The sequence below is a fragment of the Streptomyces mexicanus genome, assembly GCF_902506575.1.
GTDB classification, from domain to species: Bacteria; Actinomycetota; Actinomycetes; order Streptomycetales; family Streptomycetaceae; genus Streptomyces; species Streptomyces mexicanus.
Window position 1 is genome coordinate 5,403,018 of the sequence record NZ_LR732544.1, and the last position, 19,025, is coordinate 5,422,042.

Consider the following 19,025-nt stretch of genomic DNA (forward strand, 5'->3'; position numbering starts at 1 on the left):
CCCCACCGCCGCCAGCCGGCCCGCCGCCGCTCCCGTGCCCCGCCGGGTCACCAGGTCACAGCCCGGTGACGTCGTGCCGTCCGGCCGGAGTCACCGCCCGGCGAACACGGTGCCGCCCGGCCGGAGTCACTGCCCGGCGAACCTGGTGCCGTCCGGCCGGAGTCACTGCCCGGCGAACTTCCTGCTGACCGCCTGGTACACGCCCTTGGCCACCGTGCCCAGACGCGGCCCGGCCAGCCAGCCCGACGTCACCGGGCCGATCGAGGTGTTGGACACCAGCGCGGGCCTGCCGTCCGCGCCCGTCTCGACCCAGCCGCCGCCGGACGAACCGCCGGTCATGGTGCAGCCGATGCGGTACATCGTCGGGTCGGAGGCGGTGACCGACAGCCGTCCCGGCTTGTCCTGGCACCGGTACAGCAGCTGACCGTCGTACGGCGGCGCCGCCGGGTAGCCGGTCGCGGTGACGCTCTCCACCTTCGGCACGGCCGGCGCGTCGAAGTCCACCGGAAGCGCCGTACCCACGGTCTCCTCCAGCGACTTGCCGTCGCCGCCCTTCTCCGGCGTGACATGGATGACGGCGAAGTCGTACGGCGCGCCCCGCCCGCCCGTGGCACCGCCCTGCTCGATCCACTGCTCGGAGGTCTGCGCCCAGTCGCCCCACCACACACCGTAGGGAGCGACCTGGTCCCTGGAGGCGCCCTGCAGCTGCCGCGTGCTCATCCCGGCGTCGTTGTACGACGGCACGAACGCGATGTTGCGGTACCAGCCGCCCTTCTTGCCGGCGTGCACGCAGTGCCCGGCCGTCCACACCAGGTTCGACTTGCCCGGGTGGGCCGGATCCTTCACCACCGTCGCCGAGCACACCATCGTGCCCTCGGGGGAGTCGAAGAACACCTTGCCCGCCGTCACCGCGTTGGCGTGGTACCTCGGCGGCACCGCCTGCGCCTTCACCGGCGCGGGCGTGGGATCCGTGATGCCCTGGTCCCCGGAGATGTCGTCGGCGTCGACGCCCTTGTCGGGGTCCTTGGCCCGGCGCATGCGGTCCGGGTTCCACAGGCCCTTGATGATCGGGTTGATGAACTCGTCGGCCTCGCGCAGCCAGTCGTCCTTGTCCCAGTTCTTCCAGGCGCCGTTCTTCCACTTGTCCAGGTCGATCCCGTGCTCCTTGAGCTTCTGGCGGATGTGGTCCGGGATCTTGACCGTGCCGTCGCCCGTCCCGCCCGTGTCCGCCGCCGCGGAGGCGGACGCCTTGGCGTCCGCGCCGGTGTCGTCCGAGTTGCAGGCCGTGGCGGTCAGCGCCAGCGCCGAGACGAGGGCGACGGCGGCCGGCACGCGGGAGACGGCGCGCCTGCGCCGGGCGCCTCCTCCCCGGCGAGCGGTGACGGACGGGCGTATGGGTCGCATGCGCTGACTCCCCCTGGGGTGAACGGACTTGCCGGTGCCGCCGAGCATCCGCGCTGATCCCGGGGCGAGTTCGAGCGCGGTGACGGCGTGCGGAACGGCACCACACACTATGCGTTCGCTGTGGGGGACCGCCCACGGAACGGCAACGGTTCCGTCACGGCAAGGATCTTGAAGCAACCCCGGACGGATCTCGGAGCGACCCGTAACCCGGCGGGCGGTTCGCGGTTGTAGCGGTGGGGAGCCTGCTGTCCGCATCCGGGCCCCCGCGCCGAGGCGCGCGCCGCGCCGCCGGTGACCTGCGGCAGTGGGAGGCCGGACCCACGGGACAGGTGGACGCCGACGCCTCGCGACAGCGGGAGGACAGGAAGCCGTGACCGTGACGGAGTCTGTGCCCGAGGAGTGGGCGTCCGCGCAGCCGCCCGCCCTGCACGAGGGGATCCTGCGCCGCCAGTCGGCGCGCGAGTCCGCGGCGCGCACCTATGCGCGGGCCCTGCCCATCGTGCCGGTACGCGCCCGCGGGCTCACCGTCGAAGGCGCGGACGGCCGCCGCTACCTGGACTGCCTCTCCGGCGCCGGCACCCTCGCCCTCGGCCACAACCACCCCGTCGTCCTGGAGGCCATCCGCAAGGTCCTCGACTCGGGCGCGCCCCTGCACGCCCTGGACCTGGCCACGCCCGTCAAGGACGCCTTCGTCACCGAGCTGTTCCGCACCCTGCCGCCCGGACTCGCCGAGCGCGCCCGCGTGCAGTTCTGCGGCCCGGCCGGGACGGACGCGGTGGAGGCCGCGTTCACCCTCGTCCGGGCCGCCACCGGGCGCACCGGCATCGCGGCCTTCACCGGCGCCTACCACGGCATGACCGCCGGAGCGGCCGCCGCGTCCGGGCACGCCGTGGACGTAAGGGTCGCCCGGCTGCCCTATCCGCAGGACTACCGCTGCCCCTTCGGGGTCGGCGGCCCGCGCGGCGCCGCACTCGCCGCTCGCTGGACCGAGTCGGTCCTGGACGACCCCAAGTCGGGCGTGCCCCTGCCCGCCGGGATGATCCTCGAACCGGTGCAGGGCGAGGGCGGGGTGCTGCCCGCGCCGGACGACTGGCTGCGGCGCATGCGGCAGATCACCGCCGAGCGGTCCGTGCCGCTGATCGCCGACGAGATCCAGACCGGGGTGGGACGCACCGGCGCCTTCTGGGCGGTGCAGCACAGCGGCGTGGTCCCCGACGTGATGGTGCTGTCCAAGGCGATCGGGGGCAGCCTGCCGCTGGCCGTCGTCGTCTACCGCGACGACCTGGACGTCTGGGAACCGGGCGCCCACGCGGGGACCTTCCGCGGCAACCAGCTCGCCATGGCCGCCGGCACCGCCACGCTGGCCCACGTCCGGGAGAACCGGCTGGCCGAACGCGCCGCGCACCTGCTCCCGCATGCTCGCCCGGCTCCGCGCGCTGGCCGGGGAACAGCCCTGCATCGGCGAGGTGCGCGGCCGCGGTCTGATGATCGGCCTGGAACTGGTGGACCCGGAGGGCGACCCGGTCGCCACCGACGACCCGTGGGCGGGGGAGCATCCCGCGCCGCGCGGCGGCCCGCTGCCCGCCGCGCCCGCCCTTGCCGCCGCCGTGCAGCGGGAATGCCTGCGGCGGGGACTGATCGTCGAACTCGGCGGCCGCCACGCCTGCGTGGTACGGCTCCTGCCGCCGCTGACGATCAGCGACGAGCAGGCGGAGGCGGTGCTCGACCGGCTGGCCGACGCGATCGACGCGGCGGCCCGCGGCCACACCGCGCCCGGCGGCAGCCGGCCCCGGCCGGGCGGAGGACACCGCCGTTCCCCGGCACACGGGCGGACGGCCGGGTAACCGCGCACGGCGGCGGCCGGCCGGTCCGACGCCCGTTGCGGACATCGCCCGGTGCGCCGGCCGCCGGGACTCCTCGCAGGCGTCTCGCCGCGCCGTCCGGGTCGGCCGTGCCGCCATGCCGGCCCCTCGGCGGTCACGAACGCACAGCCCCGCCCCCCGGAGGCCGCACAGCACCAGCGCATCGAGACCACCCAGCACCACGACGAAGTGCCCCCGACCCCCACAGAGGTTTTTTTTGAGAGAGGTAAATCGATATTAATTTTTTTAACCTGTCCTGGGGTCAGGGTAATGTTTATGAGAGAAGCGGGGGGGGGGGCCGGGCGCCGCCGGCCACCGCGCCCACGCCGGCCGCCGCCGGGATGCCGACCTTGGCCGCCTTGCGGCCGGTGCGGTAGTCCCGCAGCCGCCAGTCCATCTCCCGGGCGTGGCGGCGGAGTTTGGCGTCGGGGTTGATGGCGTAGGGGTGGCCGACCAGCGACAGCATGGGGATGTCGTTGGCGGAGTCGCTGTAGGCGGCGCAGCGGGACAGGTCCAGGCCCTCGGCCGCCGCCAGCGCGCGCACCGCCTCCGCCTTGGCCGGGCCGTGCAGCGGTTCGCCGACCAGGCGGCCGGTGTAGACGCCGTCGACCGACTCGGCCACCGTGCCCAGCGCGCCGGTCAGGCCGAGGCGGCGGGCGATGACCTGCGCGATCTCCACCGGCGCCGCGGTCACCAGCCACACCTTCTGGCCGGCGTCCAGGTGTGCCTGGGCCAGCGCGCGCGTGCCCGGCCAGATCCGCTCGGCCATGTACTCGTCGTAGATCTCCTCGCCGATCGACTTCAGCTCGGCGACCCGGTGGCCCTTGACGATCGACAGCGCGGAGTCGCGCGCGTCCTGCATGTGCTCGGGGTCCTCGACGCCGGCCAGCCGGAACCACGCCTGCTGCCAGGCGAAGCGGGCCAGGTCCCGGGTGTCGAAGAACTTCCGCTTGTACAGTCCGCGGCCGAAGTGGAACAGCGCGGCGCCCTGCATGACGGTGTTGTCCAGGTCGAAGAAGGCGGCGGCGCGGTCGTCGCCGCGCACCGGGAACTCCGCCTCCTCCTCGGGCGGGGCGGCCTGAGCCTCCTGCGAGGACTTGCGCGCGGCCTCCGCCGCGGCCTCGCCTGCCAACACGCTCCGCGCCGTGGCGGAGCGCCTACGGTGGGTGAGCCATCCGAGAGCGGCCATGGCGTGAGCATAGCCAGTCTGTTCGGGAGTTCCGTCCGTCGCACGGTTCGGACGCCGTGAACTCTGCGCAACCGTGTCGTTAAGTCGTTGAGCGGCGCCGGGCGAGGCCGTGGCCGCGGGTGCGCGCGCGGGGCGAGAATGGCCGGTATGAGTCCCCTCTTCCGTCGCAGGCCGGCCGCGTCGCGGGACCGGCTCGTCACCCTTGTCCGCAAGCCCGGCTGCCATCTGTGCGACGACGCACAGGCGGTCGTGGAGAAGGTCTGCGCCGATCTCGGCGTGGCCTGGGAGCAGAAGGACATCACCGAGGACGCGCAGTTGCACGACCGGTACTGGGAGCAGATCCCGGTGGTGCTGATCGACGGCGAGCAGCACACGTTCTGGCGGGTCGACGAGGAGCGGCTGCGCAAGGCGCTGCGCGACTGACGCCGGGCGGCGCGCGGCCCGCCCGGGGGGGGGGGTCCGCGCACCGGCCGCGAGCCCCGACCGGGGCCCGGAGAGAACTGACCGACGGGTACAAACTGGCCGAAAGTGGCTTAGGATCGACGGTGGTCTGGTCTCGGGGGTGGGGATCGTAGAGGAGCGTGTGCGGTTTTGCCCCCAACAAGTAAGGAACGACGGTGCGGACGCGCCGGTTCCACGGGAACGCGTCAAAGATGCGTGAGCCCGGTCACGTTGGCCGGGCAAATCGGACACCATCTTTGTGCACGCGTTCACAAAGACATAGCCTGCTGTCGACGGGGCGGTCTGGGGACGTACGACCGCCCGCAGCCCCGCTCTACCCGCAGGAGCACCGTGGCAACTGGCCGAACTCACCGACCGGCGACCCGTAGCCGAGGGATTCCCGAGGCCACCGTCGCCAGGCTTCCGCTGTACCTCCGGGCGCTGACCGCACTGTCGGAGCGCTCGGTCCCCACGGTCTCCTCCGAGGAGCTGGCAGCCGCCGCTGGGGTCAACTCCGCGAAGCTGCGCAAGGACTTCTCCTACCTCGGCTCCTACGGGACCCGCGGGGTGGGCTACGACGTCGAGTATCTCGTGTACCAGATCTCCCGCGAACTGGGGCTCACCCAGGACTGGCCGGTTGTGATCGTCGGTATCGGCAACCTCGGCGCCGCCCTCGCCAACTACGGCGGGTTCGCCTCCCGCGGCTTCCGGGTCGCCGCGCTCATCGACGCCGACCCCGCGCTCACCGGCAAGGCCGTCGCCGGGATCCCGGTGCAGCACACCGACGACCTGGAGAAGATCATCCAGGACAACGGCGTCTCGATCGGCGTGATCGCGACCCCCGCGGGCGCCGCCCAGCAGGTCTGCGACCGGCTCGTCGCCGCCGGCGTCACCTCGATCCTGAACTTCGCGCCGACCGTGCTGAACGTCCCGGACGGCGTGGACGTGCGCAAGGTCGACCTCTCCATCGAGCTGCAGATCCTCGCCTTCCACGAGCAGCGCAAGGCCGGCGAGGAGGCCGCCGCCGCCGCGGGGCGGCCCGCCGCCGCGGCCGCCGCCGTGCGCAAGCAGTCCGCCGACCAGGGGCCCGACGGGGACGTTCCCGCCGTGATGCCGGCATGAGTCTCCTCGTCGTCGGACTGAGCCACCGCAGCGCCCCGGTCAGCGTCCTGGAGCGCGCCTCGCTGAGCGTGGACGCCCAGGTCAAGCTGGTCCAGGACACCGTCGCCGCCGAGCCGGCCGCCGAGGCCGCGGTGCTGGCCACCTGCAACCGCATCGAGCTGTACGCCGACGTGGACAAGTTCCACGCCGGTGTCTCCGAGTTGTCCACGCTGCTCGCCCAGCACAGCGGGGTCGGCCTGGAGGAACTCACCCCCTACCTCTACGTGCACTACGAGGACCGGGCCGTCCACCACCTGTTCTCGGTGGCCTGCGGCCTGGACTCGATGGTCGTCGGCGAGGGCCAGATCCTCGGCCAGATCAAGGACTCCCTGGCCCGCGCCCAGGAGCTGCACACCGCCGGACGCCTGCTCAACGACCTGTTCCAGCAGGCCCTGCGGGTGGGCAAGCGCGCCCACTCCGAGACCGGCATCGACCGCGCCGGGCAGTCCCTCGTCACCTTCGGCCTGGAGCAGCTGGCCGCGGGCGGCGCCGTCACCGACTGGGCGCGCGGCAAGAAGGCCCTGGTCATCGGCGCCGGTTCGATGTCGTCGCTGGCCGCGGCCACGCTCGCGCGGGCCGGGGTCGCCGAGATCGTGATCGCCAACCGCACCCAGGAGCGGGCCGAGCGCCTCGCGCAGATCCTCACCGAGGGCGACGACACGGCCGTACGCGCCCGCGCCGTGGCGATGAGTGCCGTGCCGGACGAACTGACACGTGCCGACATCGCCGTCTCCTGCACCGGAGCGACCGGACTGGTGCTGACCGCCGAGACGATCGCCGCCGCCGTCGAGGGCCGCACCGGCGCGCCCGCCGCGGAGGTCGCCGACGACCGCACCGGCGCGGAAGCGCGCCGTACGGCGGCGAAGCCGGCCGGGAAGGCGGAGGCCCGCGAGACGCCGCTGCCGCCCACCACCGTGGGCGCCGAGGACGGCTGCCCGCTCGACCTGGCCGCCGTGGAGCCCGGCTTCTCCCTGCTGGGCGAGTCCGCGGTCGCCGGCATCGACGCGGCCACCCTGGAGCAGCACGGCACCTGGGTCGATGGGGGCACCTCCCTGCTGGAGCGACGGCGGAAGCCCGGGGGAGGGACGGTGGACCGCCGCGAGCACGCCGAGCGGGCCGTGGAGGCCGACGCCGAGCTGATCGGCGCGCTGGCCGCGACCGTCGCCACCGCCGGCCGCATCCCCGAGCTGCGCAAGCCCGAGCCGGTCGCCGTGGCCCCGCGCCCCGAGCCGGTGCTGTTCGTGCTGGACCTGGCCATGCCGCGGGACGTCGACGCGGCCGTGCACCGGCTGGCCGGGGCGCGCCTGGTGGACATCGAGTCCCTCGCGGAGGCCTCCGCGGACGCGCCGATGGCCGCCGACGTCGACCAGGTCCGCCGTATCGTGGCCGACGAGGTCGCGGACTTCGCGGCGGCCCAGCGGGCGGCGCACATCACGCCGACCGTGGTCGCCCTGCGCACCATGGCCGCCGACGTCGTGGCCGGCGAGATCGCCCGGCTGGAGGGACGGTTGCCCGGCCTGGACGACAAGCACCGGGCGGAGATCACCCAGACCGTGCGACGCGTCGTGGACAAGCTGCTGCACGCGCCGACCGTCCGGGTCAAGCAGCTCGCGGCCGAGCCCGGCGGCGCCGGGTACGCGGACGCGCTGCGCACCCTGTTCGACCTCGACCCGGAGACGGTGGCCTCCGTCTCGCAGGCCGACGACGACTCCCAGAAGAACGGCAGGAACCGAGGGCCGGCATGAGTGAGAACCCACTGAAGCTGGGGACCAGGCGCAGCAAGCTCGCCATGGCCCAGTCCGGGCAGGTCGCGGACGCTGTGAGCCGGGTGACCGGACGGCCCGTCGAACTCGTCGAGATCACCACCTACGGCGACACCTCCCGCGAGCACCTGGCGCAGATCGGCGGCACCGGCGTGTTCGTCGCGGCGCTGCGGGAGGCGTTGCTGCGGGGCGAGGTGGACTTCGCGGTTCATTCGCTCAAGGACCTGCCCACCACGCAGCCCGACGAGCTGGTCCTGGCCGCGATACCCCGCCGCGAGGACCCGCGGGACGTGCTGGTCGCGCGGGACGGGCTGAAGATCACCGACCTGGCCGCGTCCTCCCCGACGGGCGTCGCGCGCATAGGCACCGGCGCGCCGCGGCGGATGGCCCAGCTGAACGCGTACGCGCGCGCCCACGGCCTGGAGATCGAGACGGTCCCGATCCGGGGCAACGTCGACACCCGCATCGGATACGTCCGCAGCGGGGAGCTGGACGCGGTCGTGCTGGCCGCGGCCGGACTGAACCGGATCGGCCGCAGCGACGAGGTGACCGACGTCCTGTCGGTCGACACGGTTTTGCCCGCCCCCGGCCAGGGGGCCCTGGCGATCGAGTGTGCCGCGGGGAACGCGGAGCTGATCGCAGCGCTCGCCGAGCTCGACGACCCGTTCACGCGGGCCGCCGTGACCGCCGAGCGGTCACTGCTCGCCGCCCTGGAGGCCGGTTGCAGCGCCCCTGTGGGCGCGTTGGCCGACCTGCTGGCCGACGGGCAGATTGTCAAGGAAATGCGCCTGCGCGGCGTCGTCGGCACCCCCGACGGCACCACGCTGGTGCAGCTGTCCACCACCGGTCCCGTGCCCCAGACGCACGATGCGGCGATGGCGTTCGGTCGCGAACTCGCCACCGAGATGCTCGCCCAGGGCGCGGCCGGTCTGATGGGGGAGCGAGCACATTGAGCCCCACCACCCTTTCCGCCGGCCTGGAACACGGGCACGTCACCTTCCTCGGTGCCGGACCCGGAGATCCGGGACTGCTGACACTGCGCGCCGTGGAGGCGCTGGCGAACGCCGACGTCCTGGTCGCCGAGCACGAGGTGCTCGACGTCGTCCGCACGCACGCCCGGGAGGGCGTCGCCGTCGTGCACACGGATCCGGATCCCTCGTCGGATCCCGTTCCGGGCACGGGCACGCCTCAGCTGACGGTCGTTGACGGCACGTCAGCAACCGTTGCCGCTCCCGCTGTGCGGGATGCCGCACATCTTGTCATGGAGGCCGCGCGCGGCGGCAGGCGGGTCGTGCGTGCGGTGTCCGGGGACCCCGGGCTGGACACGGACGCCGCCGCGGAGATGCTCGCCTGCGCCGCCGCGGGCGTGCCCTTCGAGGTCGTCCCGGGCGTCGCGACCGCCGTCGGCGTGCCCGCGTACGCCGGTGTGCCGCTGCGGGACGCCGAGGGCGCCGACGTCCGGTTCGTCGACGCCCGGACGGCCTCGGACCGCTGCTGGACGGAGGTCGGCGCCTCGGACGGCACGGTCGTCGTGTCGACGACGCTCGACTCGGTGGCCGCGGCGGCCGGCGAGCTGGTCTCCGCGGGCCGCAAGCCGGACACCCCGATGACGGTCACGATCGCCGGTACGACCACCCGCCAGCGCACCTGGACCGCCACGCTCGGCACGGTCGCGCAGACCCTGAAGCAGGCCAAGGTCCTGCCGTCCCCGGACGGCCACCGCCCGGTGATAGCCGTGGTCGGCGAGCGCAGCGCCGCGGCGCGGCGCGAGCAGCTGTCGTGGTTCGAGTCCAAGCCGCTGTTCGGCTGGAAGGTCCTCGTGCCGCGCACCAAGGAGCAGGCCGCGTCGCTCTCCGACCAGCTGCGCTCCTACGGTGCCGTGCCGCACGAGGTGCCCACGATCGCCGTGGAGCCGCCGCGCACTCCGCAGCAGATGGAGCGCGCGGTCAAGGGCCTGGTGACGGGCCGCTACGAGTGGATCGCGTTCACGTCGGTCAACGCGGTCAAGGCCGTCCGCGAGAAGTTCGAGGAGTACGGCCTGGACGCCCGCGCGTTCGCGGGCATCAAGGTCGCCGCGGTCGGCGAGCAGACCGCCAAGGCCCTGATCGCCTTCGGCGTGAAGCCGGACCTGGTTCCGAGCGGCGAGCAGTCGGCCGCGGGCCTGCTGGAGGACTGGCCGCCCTACGACCCGGTCTTCGACCCGATCGACCGCGTGTTCCTGCCGCGCGCCGACATCGCCACCGAGACCCTGGTGGCGGGCCTGATCGAGCTCGGCTGGGAGGTCGACGACGTCACGGCCTACCGCACGGTCCGTGCCTCGCCGCCCCCGGCGGAGACCCGCGAGGCGATCAAGGGCGGCGGCTTCGACGCGGTCCTGTTCACCTCCTCCTCCACGGTGCGCAACCTGGTGGGCATCGCGGGCAAGCCGCACAACGTCACGGTGATCGCCTGCATCGGCCCGGCGACGGCGAAGACGGCCGAGGAGCACGGCCTGCGGGTGGACGTGATGTCCCCCGAGCCGTCGGTCCACAAGCTGGCCGAGGCCCTCGCCGACTTCGGCGCCCGCCGCCGCGCGGCGGCCCTGGAGGCCGGCGAGCCGGTGACCCGCCCGAGCGAACGACGGGCGGGGGCGCGGAGGCGGCGGTCTACGTCGACCTGAGGCCGGTGAGGCCGAACGGGAAGGCGGGGCGTGCTCCACAGCACGCCCCGCCTGCGCGCGTCTCCGGGACACCGCGGACGCAGCCCCATGGGTGGCGTTGGTTCCGGCTCCTATGCAGCCGACGAACGGGGATGTGAGGCAGGCGAGGATGCCGAGAGTGGAGCCGCGTCGAGGCCGCCTTCCCCGGCTTCGATCCACTCACGTAGGCGCTCCATTGCAGCTGCAGGAGCAGGGAACCTCGTCGGCGCCCATCCCTTACGGGTACCAGATGACATTGTCTTCCGAGCCGTTCTTTTCGGCGGTTGGCCCTGGAACCTGTTATGGACGTCCCGGCCCGCATCACGGACGTGGCCCGCGTCGGCCTTCAGATCCGCACAGTCGTTCTCCAGTTGCTCCAGATTCCCCGTGTGCTGGGGTATTGCCTCCGGATCCAGCACGCGTCTCTGCCCCCTGCCCCGTTACCTCGGCAGACGTCGTTGATTCGATCACCTGTACACGAGGGCTGCGGACGCCATCTGCTTCCGGCCAAAGACGGCACGGGCAGAGACGGTGGCAGCTTGGGTGGCGTTCTGGGGCTGACCGGTCAGTGGCCGGCTGCGTACGGCAGGAAGGCCGACCAGGTGGTGGGCGTCAGGGTGAGGCGGGGGCCGGTGGGGTTCTTGGAGTCGCGGACGAGGATGTGGTCCGGGATCGTGGCGACTTCCACGCAGGACGGGCCGTCGTCTGTGCTGTAGCTGCTCTTTATCCACTCCAGCTCGGAGCTGCGCTTGAGGCTCATGTTTCTCCCCGCAGTTGCTCGATGAAGGTCAAGGACTCCCGTGGCGTGAGAGCCTGCGCCCGGATGATTCCATAGCGCATGTCGAGGACGGTCGTCTCCTTCGGGTCGCAGAAGACACGGCTGATGAGCGGTGCTTCGCTGAGCCCCACTGTCGTCCCATCCTTGAGCTTGAGCAATCGGAAAAGGCCGCTGAGCCCCGAGTTCTCCTCGCTGCTGAGGGGAAGCACCTGCAAGTCGATGTTGGGTAACTGGGCTACCTCCAAGAGCCGTTCGAGCTGCGCCCGCATCACCATCCTGCCTCCGATGGCCCGCCGCAGCGTCGCCTCGCACAGTACAAAGCTGAACAGAGGTCCGGCTGTCGCGCTCTTGATGATCTCCTGGCGGGCCAGCCTCGCAGCAAGCTGACGCTCCAACTCCTCCTCCGTGAACGGAGGTCGACGCGAACTGAACACCGCCCGCGCGTAATCCTCGGTCTGGAGCAGGCCGTCAACAACCGAGTTGTTGTACGAGCAGATCTGTACGGCCTCGACCTCCAGGCGGCGCACGTCCCGCACCTTCTTCGGATACCGAGCCTCGGCCAGGTCCTTCTTCATCGCGGCGATCTTCCCGCCCGCCCCCAGCACCTCGTCCGCCGCGTCCAGATACTCCGGCCGGGGAATCCGCCGCCCACGTTCCACCGAGGAGACCAGCTCCTCCCCGTACCCGATGGCCGCCCCGAACTCCGCCTGGGTGAGGCCGGCCGCCTCCCGCCACAGCTTCAGCTGGCGGGCGACCGCTCGCACCACTGCCCGGGCTTCCTCGTCCTCCGCGTTCACGTCGTCGTCGCTCATGTCCGCGCCCTCCCGCCGCGCCCTTTTCTGTCCAACCCCCGCGGCCTGTAACCGGTCACCCCGTACAGCCCGGACGTATCCGGACGCCTCGCGGACATCCACCGACCGCACGGGGCACCGCCCTTCACAGCGTAGACACACCCGGACACGCTGAGTGACGTGAATCAGCAAAGTCAGCAACCAGTCGCAGAGCAGCCCCGGCTGCACCAGTTCGCCGTGCCCCTGTCCGCCACCCGCCGTGGCGCCCGGCTCGCCCGGCTGCTCGCGGTCGAGCAACTGCACGCGTGGGGGCTGCCGTTGGACCCCGCCCGGCTGATCGTCGCCGAGCTGGCCTCGAACGCCGTTCTCCATGGCCGGGTTCCCGGGCGGAGTTTCCGGCTCGCTCTCGCCGTGACCGTCCACGGCGTCCTCCGGATCGAGGTGACGGACACGCGCGGTGACGTACTTCCGAGTCGGGAGGGCGGTGGTGCCGGACCCGCGGAATCGGGATACGGGCTGTTGCTGGTTGACGAGTTGGCCGATCGGTGGGGCGTGCGCACCGGCCCGGTTCCCTGCAAGACGGTGTGGGCAGAGCTCGACCCGGTCTGCCCATCAGCGCACGTCACACCGGAGCCGGGCTGTGTGTGAGGCGGCGTTCCGGCCGCCGGGGGTGCGGGCGGTAAAAAGACCAAAGAACCCGGGGAAATAACCAACCAACCACACGAAACCCGGCATCCGTCACTCGGGCGGGTGAATGTGGCCGGTCTGGCTGGCGTGGCGGCGGTTCGGGCGTGCAGGCTCGCCCCGAGGCGGTCGAGGCATATGCACCCGCCCCAGCGCATTCACCACCCCACACATGCATCGGCCCCCGCCGGGACGGCAATCCCAGTGCGAGGGCCTGACCATCGAGGAAGAGAAGAGGTCTTCCCCATGGCTGAGAAGAAGCCTAACGCTGCCCTGCGCTCGATTCAGGGTGTTCCGCGATCCACCACCCCCTCCGGTGTCATCCACGTACGCACGTACCAGTCCGGTCAGTACGTCGTCGTCGGCAATCACCTCGCCCAGCACCGCGAGCTGTCCCTGACCGCGATCGGGCTGGCCACCCACATTCTGTCGGTGCCCGAGGGAACCCCGGTCGACATCCGCAGCCTCGCCGAGCGCTTCCCCGAGGGGCGGGAGCGCATCGCGTCCGCGCTGCGCGAGCTGGAGGCGCACGGCTACCTGCGGCGGGTCCGGGAGCACACGGACTCCGGCCGCCTGGTCACCCGTACGTACGCCCACCACGCCCCGGACGCAGCAGCCCCGGCAGTCGCGCCTCTTCGTGTGGCGGGGCGGCCCGCGGCCGGTCGCCGTACCGTCGAGCGTCAGCCCGCAGTACGCGCGGACGTACCGGCCGCCCCTGAGGAGGACGATCAAGCCCCTCCCCGGCAGGCACCCGAGCCGGAACCGTCCGCGCCTGCGGTGAGCGGAGCCCCGGATCCCCGGCAAGCGCTCGCGCCCGAACCGGCCGTGCCCGAGGTGCGCGCCACCCCGCATCCCCGGCACGACCGGGCCGCCGCCCTCCTCGCCGGTCTGCGCCGCACGGACGACCGCCTCATCCTCTCCCGCCGAGACGTGGACCGGCTCGCGCCGGCCGTCACCGCGTGGCTCGACATCGGGGTCTCGGCCGCCGTCGTCCACCACGCCCTGACCGACGGCCTTCCCGCTGACCTGAGGAACCCGGCGAAGCTGATCGCCTACCGGCTCGATGCACTGCTGCCGGTGCCCCTGCCCGCTCGCGCCGCGCCGGCACCGATGACCACAGGGGGTCCGCGAGCGGTTCGCCGTCCCGATCCCTTCCAGACCTGCGACGGCTGCGAGCGCGCCTTCCGCGCCCCGCAGCCCGGGCGCTGCCGTGAGTGCCGCGGGAACAGGGCGGTGCCGGGCGGGAGCGTGTGTGCGGCGTGAGGCGGTGTTCGTGGGGCGTCGGGCAACCGACTGTCAGACCCTGCGCCTACCGTGGCGGTATGGACATGGATGATCCGCAGGACGTAGGGGCGGCGTTCTGGGCGCAGGTGCTCGGGGTCACGATCCGCGAGGAGCCGCCCCCGCCGGACTCGCCGCTCGGCCGGGTGCAGGCGTTCACCGCGCGGTACGGGCAGGACGCGCTGCGGCCCGAGCACATACGGGCGGCCATCGAGGGGCGGCCGCTCCTGCCGTCCGAGTGAGCCCGGGACGCGACGGACCCCCGGGCCTCCTCACCCCTGGGACATGCCAGACAGTCCCTAGTGGTGCCAGGCGTGGCCGCCCGTGTTGTGGATGACGCGCTGGAGCACCTTGAGGGTGGTCAGGTACTCCTCGTCGGAGATGCCGGCGTGGCGCTGCGCCCACAGCTCGTCCTGGAGGGCGGCCGCCTTGTCGAAGAAGGCCCTGCCCTCAGGGGTCAGGTTCAGACGGCCCGAGGGGTCCTCGGTGATCCAGCCCCGGTCGATCGTCCGGTCGATCTCCGACTCCATCGCGTCGTGGCCGGTGTCGAGGTAGTTCTCCAGCAGGCCGCTGACCTCGGCGCGGGTCCTGGGGGAGTCCGCGCGGGCGACCTGGGCGAGCACCCACCACTGGGGCTGGGTGGTGCCGAGGTCCGCGAGGGCGGCGCGGGTGCGGGTGACGACGGCCTTGTAGGCCGCCCAGCTCCAGTAGCCGATGGGCTGCCGGAGGAGTTCGTCGTCGCTGTGCGAGTACTCCATGGCCTTGCCTTCCGTCTCCGGGTTCGTGATGTCGACCGTAGAACCTCGACCAAGCTTGAGGTCAACCGCCTTGGGCGTCGACTCGGTGCCGTCTCCGCGCCGACTCCGCGTCGGCAAAGGCACCGGGTGGGCGGGCGTAGCGTAGAGAGCATGACGAAGTACGGATCCTTCCCCGGTACGCGTCCTCGCCGGCTGCGCACCACCCCCGTCATGCGCCGCATGGTCGCCGAGACCCGGCTGCACCCGGCGGACCTGATCCTGCCCGCGTTCGTACGGGAGGGCGTCAGCGAGCCCGTGCCGATCGAGGCGATGCCCGGGGTCGTGCAGCACACGCGCGACAGCCTGAAGAAGGCCGCCGCCGAGGCGGTGGAGGCCGGGATCTCCGGGATCATGCTCTTCGGCGTGCCGGAGGAGTCCAAGAAGGACGCCCTCGGGACGGCAGGCACCGACCCGGAGGGGATCCTGCAGGTCGCGCTGCGCGACGTGCGTGCCGAGGTCGGCGACGACCTGCTCGTCATGTCCGACCTGTGCCTGGACGAGTTCACCGACCACGGGCACTGCGGCGTGCTGGACGCCGAAGGGCGCGTCGACAACGACGCCACCTTGGAGCGTTACGCCGAGATGGCCCAGGTCCAGGCCGACGCCGGGGCGCACATCGTGGGCCCCAGCGGCATGATGGACGGGCAGATCGGCGTGATCCGCGACGCCCTGGACCAGATCGGGCGGGAGGACGTCGCCATCCTCGCCTACACCGCCAAGTACTCGTCCGCCTTCTACGGCCCGTTCCGCGAGGCCGTCGGCTCCTCGCTGAAGGGCGACCGCAAGACCTACCAGCAGGATCCCGCCAATCTGCGCGAGTCGCTGCGCGAACTGGCCCTCGACCTCGAAGAGGGCGCCGACATGGTGATGGTCAAGCCGGCCGGCCCCTACCTCGACATCCTCGCCCGGGTCGCCGACGCCGTGGACGTGCCCGTCGCCGCGTACCAGATCTCCGGCGAGTACTCCATGATCGAGGCCGCCGCCGAGAAGGGCTGGGTCGACCGCGACCGGGCGATCCTGGAGACCCTGACCGGCATCAAGCGGGCCGGGGCGCGCAACATCCTCACCTACTGGGCCGTCGAGGTGGCGCAGAAGCTGCGCTGAACACGCCGGACGGTGTCCGGCTCCGCGCCCCGCACCGTGTCCGTGCGGGCGGGGCAGGGGTGCCCCGCGGACCGCGACACCGAGGACGGGCCCTCGTCCCGCAGGCCCTGGCCGTCGTAGCAGCCGGTCAGGGCCGTGCACGCGGTGAGCAGGAACGCCGTCGCCGCCAGCAGTCGGGTGCGGGCGCGGGGACGGCCCTGGGCCCGGGCGCGGGTGCGCGCGCGGGCACGGGCGTCGGCGGAGTGCGCGGGCATGACGTTCCCCTCCGATCCGGGCGGCGGGCTCAGTGTTCGAGGGCCTGGCCCATCTCCGGCAGCCAGTACGTCACCGTCAGGCTGTCGTCGACGTAGACGCCCTGCGCGGGCAGCGCCACCGTGGCGATCGAGCCGTCCGTGAAGGGCACCGTCAAGGAGTGCACCGTGTGGCCGTGTTCGGCGCTGCCGTCGCCGGCCGACAGCAGGACACCCGCGTACGCCGACTGGCCCGGCTCCATCCCGGTCAGCGCCTGCGGCTTGGTGTCCTCGGCCACCGGCGGCACCGACTGCGCCTCCCCGAAGCGCGCCGCCGGGTACGGGGGCAGCATGCACGTCTTCGACCCGGTGTTGGTCGCGGTCAGCAGCAGGTGGTTGATCGGGCGGGACACCAGCGTGGCCTTGATCCGCGTGGTGCGCGCGCTGCACGTGCCCGGCATCGAGGAATCCCCGGCGCCGGCCCGGGAGCCGGTGCTGCCGCCCGTGGTCTTGGTGCCGCCGGTGCGGGCGGAGCCGGCGGTGCCGACGGTGCCGGCGGTTCCGCTGCCCGTGCTGCTCTTTCCGTTGCCGCTCGTGCCTTCGGCGGCGCCGGTGCCGCCGCTCCCGCCGGTCCCGTCCGTTCCGCTCGAAGCGTTCTTCCCGCCCTCGTTCCCGGTGCCCGCCGAGCCCTGCCCGGACGAAGCCGAGCCCTGCCCGGACGAAGCGGTGGACGGGTGGTCGCCCTGCGCGGTGGCCGTCGTGGCGGAGCCGGCGCTCGCGCTGTCGGTTCCGTTCTCGCAGGCCGTCAGGGACAGGGCCGCGAGGGAGAGCGCGGTGGCGGCGAAGAGGCGGGTGCGGGTGAGACGTCGTGCGGTGCGTACGGACATGGGAATTCCCCCGGTCGTGTGAATGAGTGTGTGCGGCGAGGTGCCGGCAGGTGCCGTTCGGCTGGTTGCCCTCGGTGGCGTCCTCGCTGATCCACAGCTTGTGGGAGGATCCGTCCCAGCGGCCAGTAGCGCCGGGACATGCGGGACGCTGGAACGCTGGAACGGGCTCCGACCTGGGGAAACCATGTCCGCCTGGAACGCGGGTGTGAGATGGGAGAGAGGGAGAAACGGTGGCGGGGGAGGACTTCGCGGAGCTGCTGCGGGAGCTGAAGGAGCGCTCCGGCCTCAGTTACGGAGCGCTCGGCAAGCGACTGCACATGAGCGCGTCCACGGTGCACCGGTACGTCAGCGGGGACGTCGTACCGACGGACTACGCCCCGGTCGAGCGGCTGGCCCGCATCTGCCGGGCCACGCCGGAGGAACTGCTGGAGCTGCATCGCCGCTGGGTCCGCGCCGACGCGCTGCGAGGGGTCAAGGCGCAGGCGGCCGGGGAGGCACCCGCCCGGGCGGAGGCCACCGAGGCGGCCTGCGGGGCCGTCGACGAGGCCCGTACCGAGGCGGGCGACGGGGCCCGTACCGAGGCCCCTGCCGAGGCGGGCGGCGCGGCCGGTGCCGAGGCCGGCACCGAGGGGGCCGGTCGGGCGGCCACCGGGTCGCGCGAGGGGTCGGTCCCCGAGTCGTCGGCCGGACCACAGGCCGGACCGTCGGTCGGATCCCCGGCTGTACCACCTGTCGAACCGTCGGCCGTACCACCGGCTGTACCCCTGGTAGAGCCGTCGACTGTGCCACGGGTCGAGCCGTCACCGGTCGAGCCGTCGTCTGTCAGCTCGTCATCTGCCGGACCGTCAGGTGCCGGTTCGTCACCTGCCGAACCGTCACCGGTGGGGCGTTCGGCCGGATCCCCCGCCCACCCGGCCGCCCCGCACAGCCCGCAACCCGAGGCCGTACCCGCCGTCGGACCGCGCCTCGCGCCGCGGGACCGGAAGAAGCGGCCCGCCGCGCTGCTCGTCAGCGCCGGGATCGTGGCCGTGGCCGCGGCGACGGCGCTCGTGGTGAATCTGGTGCCGGGCGGTTCCGGCGGGGCGGACCGGGTCCGCGGTGTCGGTGAGGCCGTGTCCGCCCCCGCGTCCACCGCGCACACGGGCGGGACGGCCGGTGCGTCGGGGAGCGCGTCGCCGTCGCCCTCGGCGTCCCGGTCGGTGCAGGGCAGCGCCACGCCGAGCGCCACCGCGTCCGGCGGCAAGAGCCGGGCGGGGACGGGCGCGCGGGGGGCGGACAGGGCCTCCGGCGGTACGGGAACGGGCGACGCCGGTGGCGCGGACGCGGCCGGGCCGGTGCCGGTCACGGTCGCCACCACGCCGTACTACTGGCACCTGCCGTGCGAGCAGAGCTTCCTGGTCGACCGCAGTCCGCAGAACGTTCCGCCGCCGCCCCCGCAGCAGGACGCGGTGGGCTGGGCCACCCCGCTGGGCGCGGTCGCCGCCGACCACCAGACGGTGGTGTTGACCGTGCAGGGGACCGGTGCCCGGACGGTCGTGCTGCAGGCGCTGCACGTGCGCGTGGTGAGCAGCGGCGCACCGCTGACCTGGAACAAGTACGCGATGGGCGACGGCTGCGGCGGCGGCGTGGACACCAAGTCCTTCGACGTCTCGCTCGACCTCGGCAACCCTCTGGCCCAGCCGATCGCCGGGCAACGTCCCTTCCCGTACAAGGTCAGCGAGTCCGACCCCGAGGTCTTCTACGTCAACGCCCACACCAGTGGGCACGACGTCCGCTGGTACCTGGAGCTGGACTGGTCCAGCGGCGAGCGGCACGGCACCGTGCGCGTCGACGACCACGGCAGGCCCTTCCGCACCAGCGGTTCCGGGAAGCCGTACTACGTCCAGCCGCTGGGCCGCCACGAGTGGCAGCGGGTGGACGACTACTGACATCGAAAGGCCGAGGGGGCCGCCGCACGGTTCGCCCGCCTCGCCCGG

At 72.8% G+C, this 19,025-nt stretch carries 17 protein-coding genes and 1 pseudogene; 11 read left to right on the forward strand and 7 right to left on the reverse strand.

All coding sequences use genetic code 11. The features are described from left to right. Positions 1 to 162 precede the first annotated feature (162 nt). The gene (locus GV126_RS24280) at positions 163 to 1,404 is read right to left on the reverse strand and encodes a trypsin-like serine peptidase (RefSeq protein ID WP_185947886.1); all 1,242 of its coding nucleotides are present in this window, start codon (positions 1,402 to 1,404) and stop codon (positions 163 to 165) included. 499 nt (positions 1,405 to 1,903) lie between these two features. On the opposite strand from GV126_RS24280, the pseudogene GV126_RS24285 reads away from it, so the two are divergent. Beyond that, positions 1,904 to 3,248, forward strand: a pseudogene (locus GV126_RS24285) (diaminobutyrate--2-oxoglutarate transaminase family protein). 292 nt (positions 3,249 to 3,540) lie between these two features. Here GV126_RS24285 and GV126_RS24290 read toward each other — a convergent pair. Further along, a complete protein-coding gene (locus tag GV126_RS24290) occupies positions 3,541 to 4,455 on the reverse strand; it encodes an HAD family hydrolase (RefSeq protein WP_159670512.1) in 915 nt (304 codons plus the stop codon). Between the two features lie 138 nt (positions 4,456 to 4,593). On the opposite strand from GV126_RS24290, the gene GV126_RS24295 reads away from it, so the two are divergent. The 5 genes from GV126_RS24295 (at position 4,594) to GV126_RS24315 (ending at position 10,479) form a co-directional block, all read left to right on the forward strand. Further along, positions 4,594 to 4,878 carry a glutaredoxin family protein gene (locus GV126_RS24295; protein ID WP_159670515.1) on the forward strand — a complete coding sequence of 95 codons (285 nt, stop codon included), beginning with the start codon at positions 4,594 to 4,596 and terminating at the stop codon, positions 4,876 to 4,878. 369 nt (positions 4,879 to 5,247) lie between these two features. Next, positions 5,248 to 6,018 (forward strand): redox-sensing transcriptional repressor Rex, encoded by a 771-nt coding sequence (locus GV126_RS24300; protein ID WP_159670518.1) that lies wholly within the window; start codon positions 5,248 to 5,250, stop codon positions 6,016 to 6,018. Further along, entirely contained in the window at positions 6,015 to 7,802 is a 1,788-nt protein-coding gene (locus GV126_RS24305; RefSeq protein WP_159670521.1) for a glutamyl-tRNA reductase, read from the forward strand. The genes GV126_RS24300 and GV126_RS24305 overlap by 4 nt, the downstream gene beginning before the upstream one ends. Beyond that, a complete protein-coding gene (hemC, locus tag GV126_RS24310; RefSeq protein ID WP_159670524.1) occupies positions 7,799 to 8,773 on the forward strand; it encodes a hydroxymethylbilane synthase in 975 nt (324 codons plus the stop codon). The genes GV126_RS24305 and hemC overlap by 4 nt, the downstream gene beginning before the upstream one ends. Further along, entirely contained in the window at positions 8,770 to 10,479 is a 1,710-nt protein-coding gene (locus GV126_RS24315; RefSeq protein WP_159670527.1) for a bifunctional uroporphyrinogen-III C-methyltransferase/uroporphyrinogen-III synthase, read from the forward strand. The genes hemC and GV126_RS24315 overlap by 4 nt, the downstream gene beginning before the upstream one ends. Before the next feature lie 583 nt (positions 10,480 to 11,062). On the opposite strand, the gene GV126_RS24320 is transcribed toward GV126_RS24315, so the two are convergent. Together GV126_RS24320 and GV126_RS24325 are read right to left on the reverse strand one after the other, a co-directional pair. Beyond that, entirely contained in the window at positions 11,063 to 11,257 is a 195-nt protein-coding gene (locus GV126_RS24320) for a DUF397 domain-containing protein (RefSeq protein WP_159670530.1), read from the reverse strand. Beyond that, complete coding sequence (locus GV126_RS24325) at positions 11,254 to 12,087, reverse strand: helix-turn-helix domain-containing protein (protein WP_159670532.1); 834 nt, start codon at positions 12,085 to 12,087, stop codon at positions 11,254 to 11,256. Before GV126_RS24325 ends, GV126_RS24320 begins: the two co-directional genes overlap by 4 nt. A gap of 150 nt (positions 12,088 to 12,237) precedes the next feature. Between GV126_RS24325 and GV126_RS24330 the strand changes: the two genes are divergently transcribed. The 3 genes from GV126_RS24330 to GV126_RS24340 all read left to right on the forward strand — a co-directional run bounded on the left by GV126_RS24330 (position 12,238) and on the right by GV126_RS24340 (position 14,273). Next, complete coding sequence (locus GV126_RS24330; protein ID WP_159674051.1) at positions 12,238 to 12,714, forward strand: ATP-binding protein; 477 nt, start codon at positions 12,238 to 12,240, stop codon at positions 12,712 to 12,714. A 282-nt stretch (positions 12,715 to 12,996) separates the two neighbouring features. Then, positions 12,997 to 14,013: a helix-turn-helix domain-containing protein gene (locus GV126_RS24335; protein WP_159670535.1), complete on the forward strand. Its 1,017-nt coding sequence runs from the start codon at positions 12,997 to 12,999 to the stop codon at positions 14,011 to 14,013. A 59-nt stretch (positions 14,014 to 14,072) separates the two neighbouring features. Continuing rightward, positions 14,073 to 14,273, forward strand: coding sequence for a hypothetical protein (locus GV126_RS24340; RefSeq protein WP_159670538.1), 201 nt, complete (start codon positions 14,073 to 14,075; stop codon positions 14,271 to 14,273). Positions 14,274 to 14,330: 57 nt separating this feature from the next. Here GV126_RS24340 and GV126_RS24345 read toward each other — a convergent pair whose 3' ends face one another. Continuing rightward, complete coding sequence (locus tag GV126_RS24345) at positions 14,331 to 14,789, reverse strand: MarR family winged helix-turn-helix transcriptional regulator (protein WP_159670541.1); 459 nt, start codon at positions 14,787 to 14,789, stop codon at positions 14,331 to 14,333. Positions 14,790 to 14,939: 150 nt separating this feature from the next. On the opposite strand from GV126_RS24345, the gene hemB reads away from it, so the two are divergent. Continuing rightward, positions 14,940 to 15,932 carry a porphobilinogen synthase gene (gene hemB, locus GV126_RS24350; protein WP_159670544.1) on the forward strand — a complete coding sequence of 331 codons (993 nt, stop codon included), beginning with the start codon at positions 14,940 to 14,942 and terminating at the stop codon, positions 15,930 to 15,932. Here hemB and GV126_RS24355 read toward each other — a convergent pair. Both GV126_RS24355 and GV126_RS24360 read right to left on the reverse strand, forming a co-directional pair. Next, complete coding sequence (locus GV126_RS24355) at positions 15,896 to 16,186, reverse strand: hypothetical protein (protein ID WP_159670547.1); 291 nt, start codon at positions 16,184 to 16,186, stop codon at positions 15,896 to 15,898. The two genes, hemB and GV126_RS24355, sit on opposite strands and share 37 nt — an antisense overlap. 29 nt (positions 16,187 to 16,215) lie before the next feature. Further along, on the reverse strand, positions 16,216 to 17,049 hold the full coding sequence (locus tag GV126_RS24360) for a DUF4232 domain-containing protein (RefSeq protein WP_159670550.1): 834 nt from the start codon (positions 17,047 to 17,049) through the stop codon (positions 16,216 to 16,218). A gap of 230 nt (positions 17,050 to 17,279) precedes the next feature. On the opposite strand from GV126_RS24360, the gene GV126_RS24365 reads away from it, so the two are divergent. Continuing rightward, a complete protein-coding gene (locus GV126_RS24365) occupies positions 17,280 to 18,977 on the forward strand; it encodes a transcriptional regulator (RefSeq protein WP_159670553.1) in 1,698 nt (565 codons plus the stop codon). Positions 18,978 to 19,025 lie beyond the last annotated feature (48 nt).

Bases quoted from the DNA above. Each gene is read 5' to 3' on its own strand.
- GV126_RS24280 (WP_185947886.1), bottom strand. From the start codon at position 1,404: ATGCGACCCATACGCCCGTCCGTCACCGCTCGCCGGGGAGGAGGCGCC.
- GV126_RS24290 (WP_159670512.1), bottom strand. From the start codon at position 4,455: ATGGCCGCTCTCGGATGGCTCACCCACCGTAGGCGCTCCGCCACGGCG.
- GV126_RS24295 (WP_159670515.1), top strand. From the start codon at position 4,594: ATGGCCGGTATGAGTCCCCTCTTCCGTCGCAGGCCGGCCGCGTCGCGG.
- GV126_RS24305 (WP_159670521.1), top strand. From the start codon at position 6,015: ATGAGTCTCCTCGTCGTCGGACTGAGCCACCGCAGCGCCCCGGTCAGC.
- hemC (WP_159670524.1), top strand. From the start codon at position 7,799: ATGAGTGAGAACCCACTGAAGCTGGGGACCAGGCGCAGCAAGCTCGCC.
- GV126_RS24320 (WP_159670530.1), bottom strand. From the start codon at position 11,257: ATGAGCCTCAAGCGCAGCTCCGAGCTGGAGTGGATAAAGAGCAGCTAC.
- GV126_RS24325 (WP_159670532.1), bottom strand. From the start codon at position 12,087: ATGAGCGACGACGACGTGAACGCGGAGGACGAGGAAGCCCGGGCAGTG.
- GV126_RS24335 (WP_159670535.1), top strand. From the start codon at position 12,997: ATGGCTGAGAAGAAGCCTAACGCTGCCCTGCGCTCGATTCAGGGTGTT.
- GV126_RS24340 (WP_159670538.1), top strand. From the start codon at position 14,073: ATGGACATGGATGATCCGCAGGACGTAGGGGCGGCGTTCTGGGCGCAG.
- GV126_RS24345 (WP_159670541.1), bottom strand. From the start codon at position 14,789: ATGGAGTACTCGCACAGCGACGACGAACTCCTCCGGCAGCCCATCGGC.
- hemB (WP_159670544.1), top strand. From the start codon at position 14,940: ATGACGAAGTACGGATCCTTCCCCGGTACGCGTCCTCGCCGGCTGCGC.
- GV126_RS24355 (WP_159670547.1), bottom strand. From the start codon at position 16,186: ATGCCCGCGCACTCCGCCGACGCCCGTGCCCGCGCGCGCACCCGCGCC.
- GV126_RS24360 (WP_159670550.1), bottom strand. From the start codon at position 17,049: ATGTCCGTACGCACCGCACGACGTCTCACCCGCACCCGCCTCTTCGCC.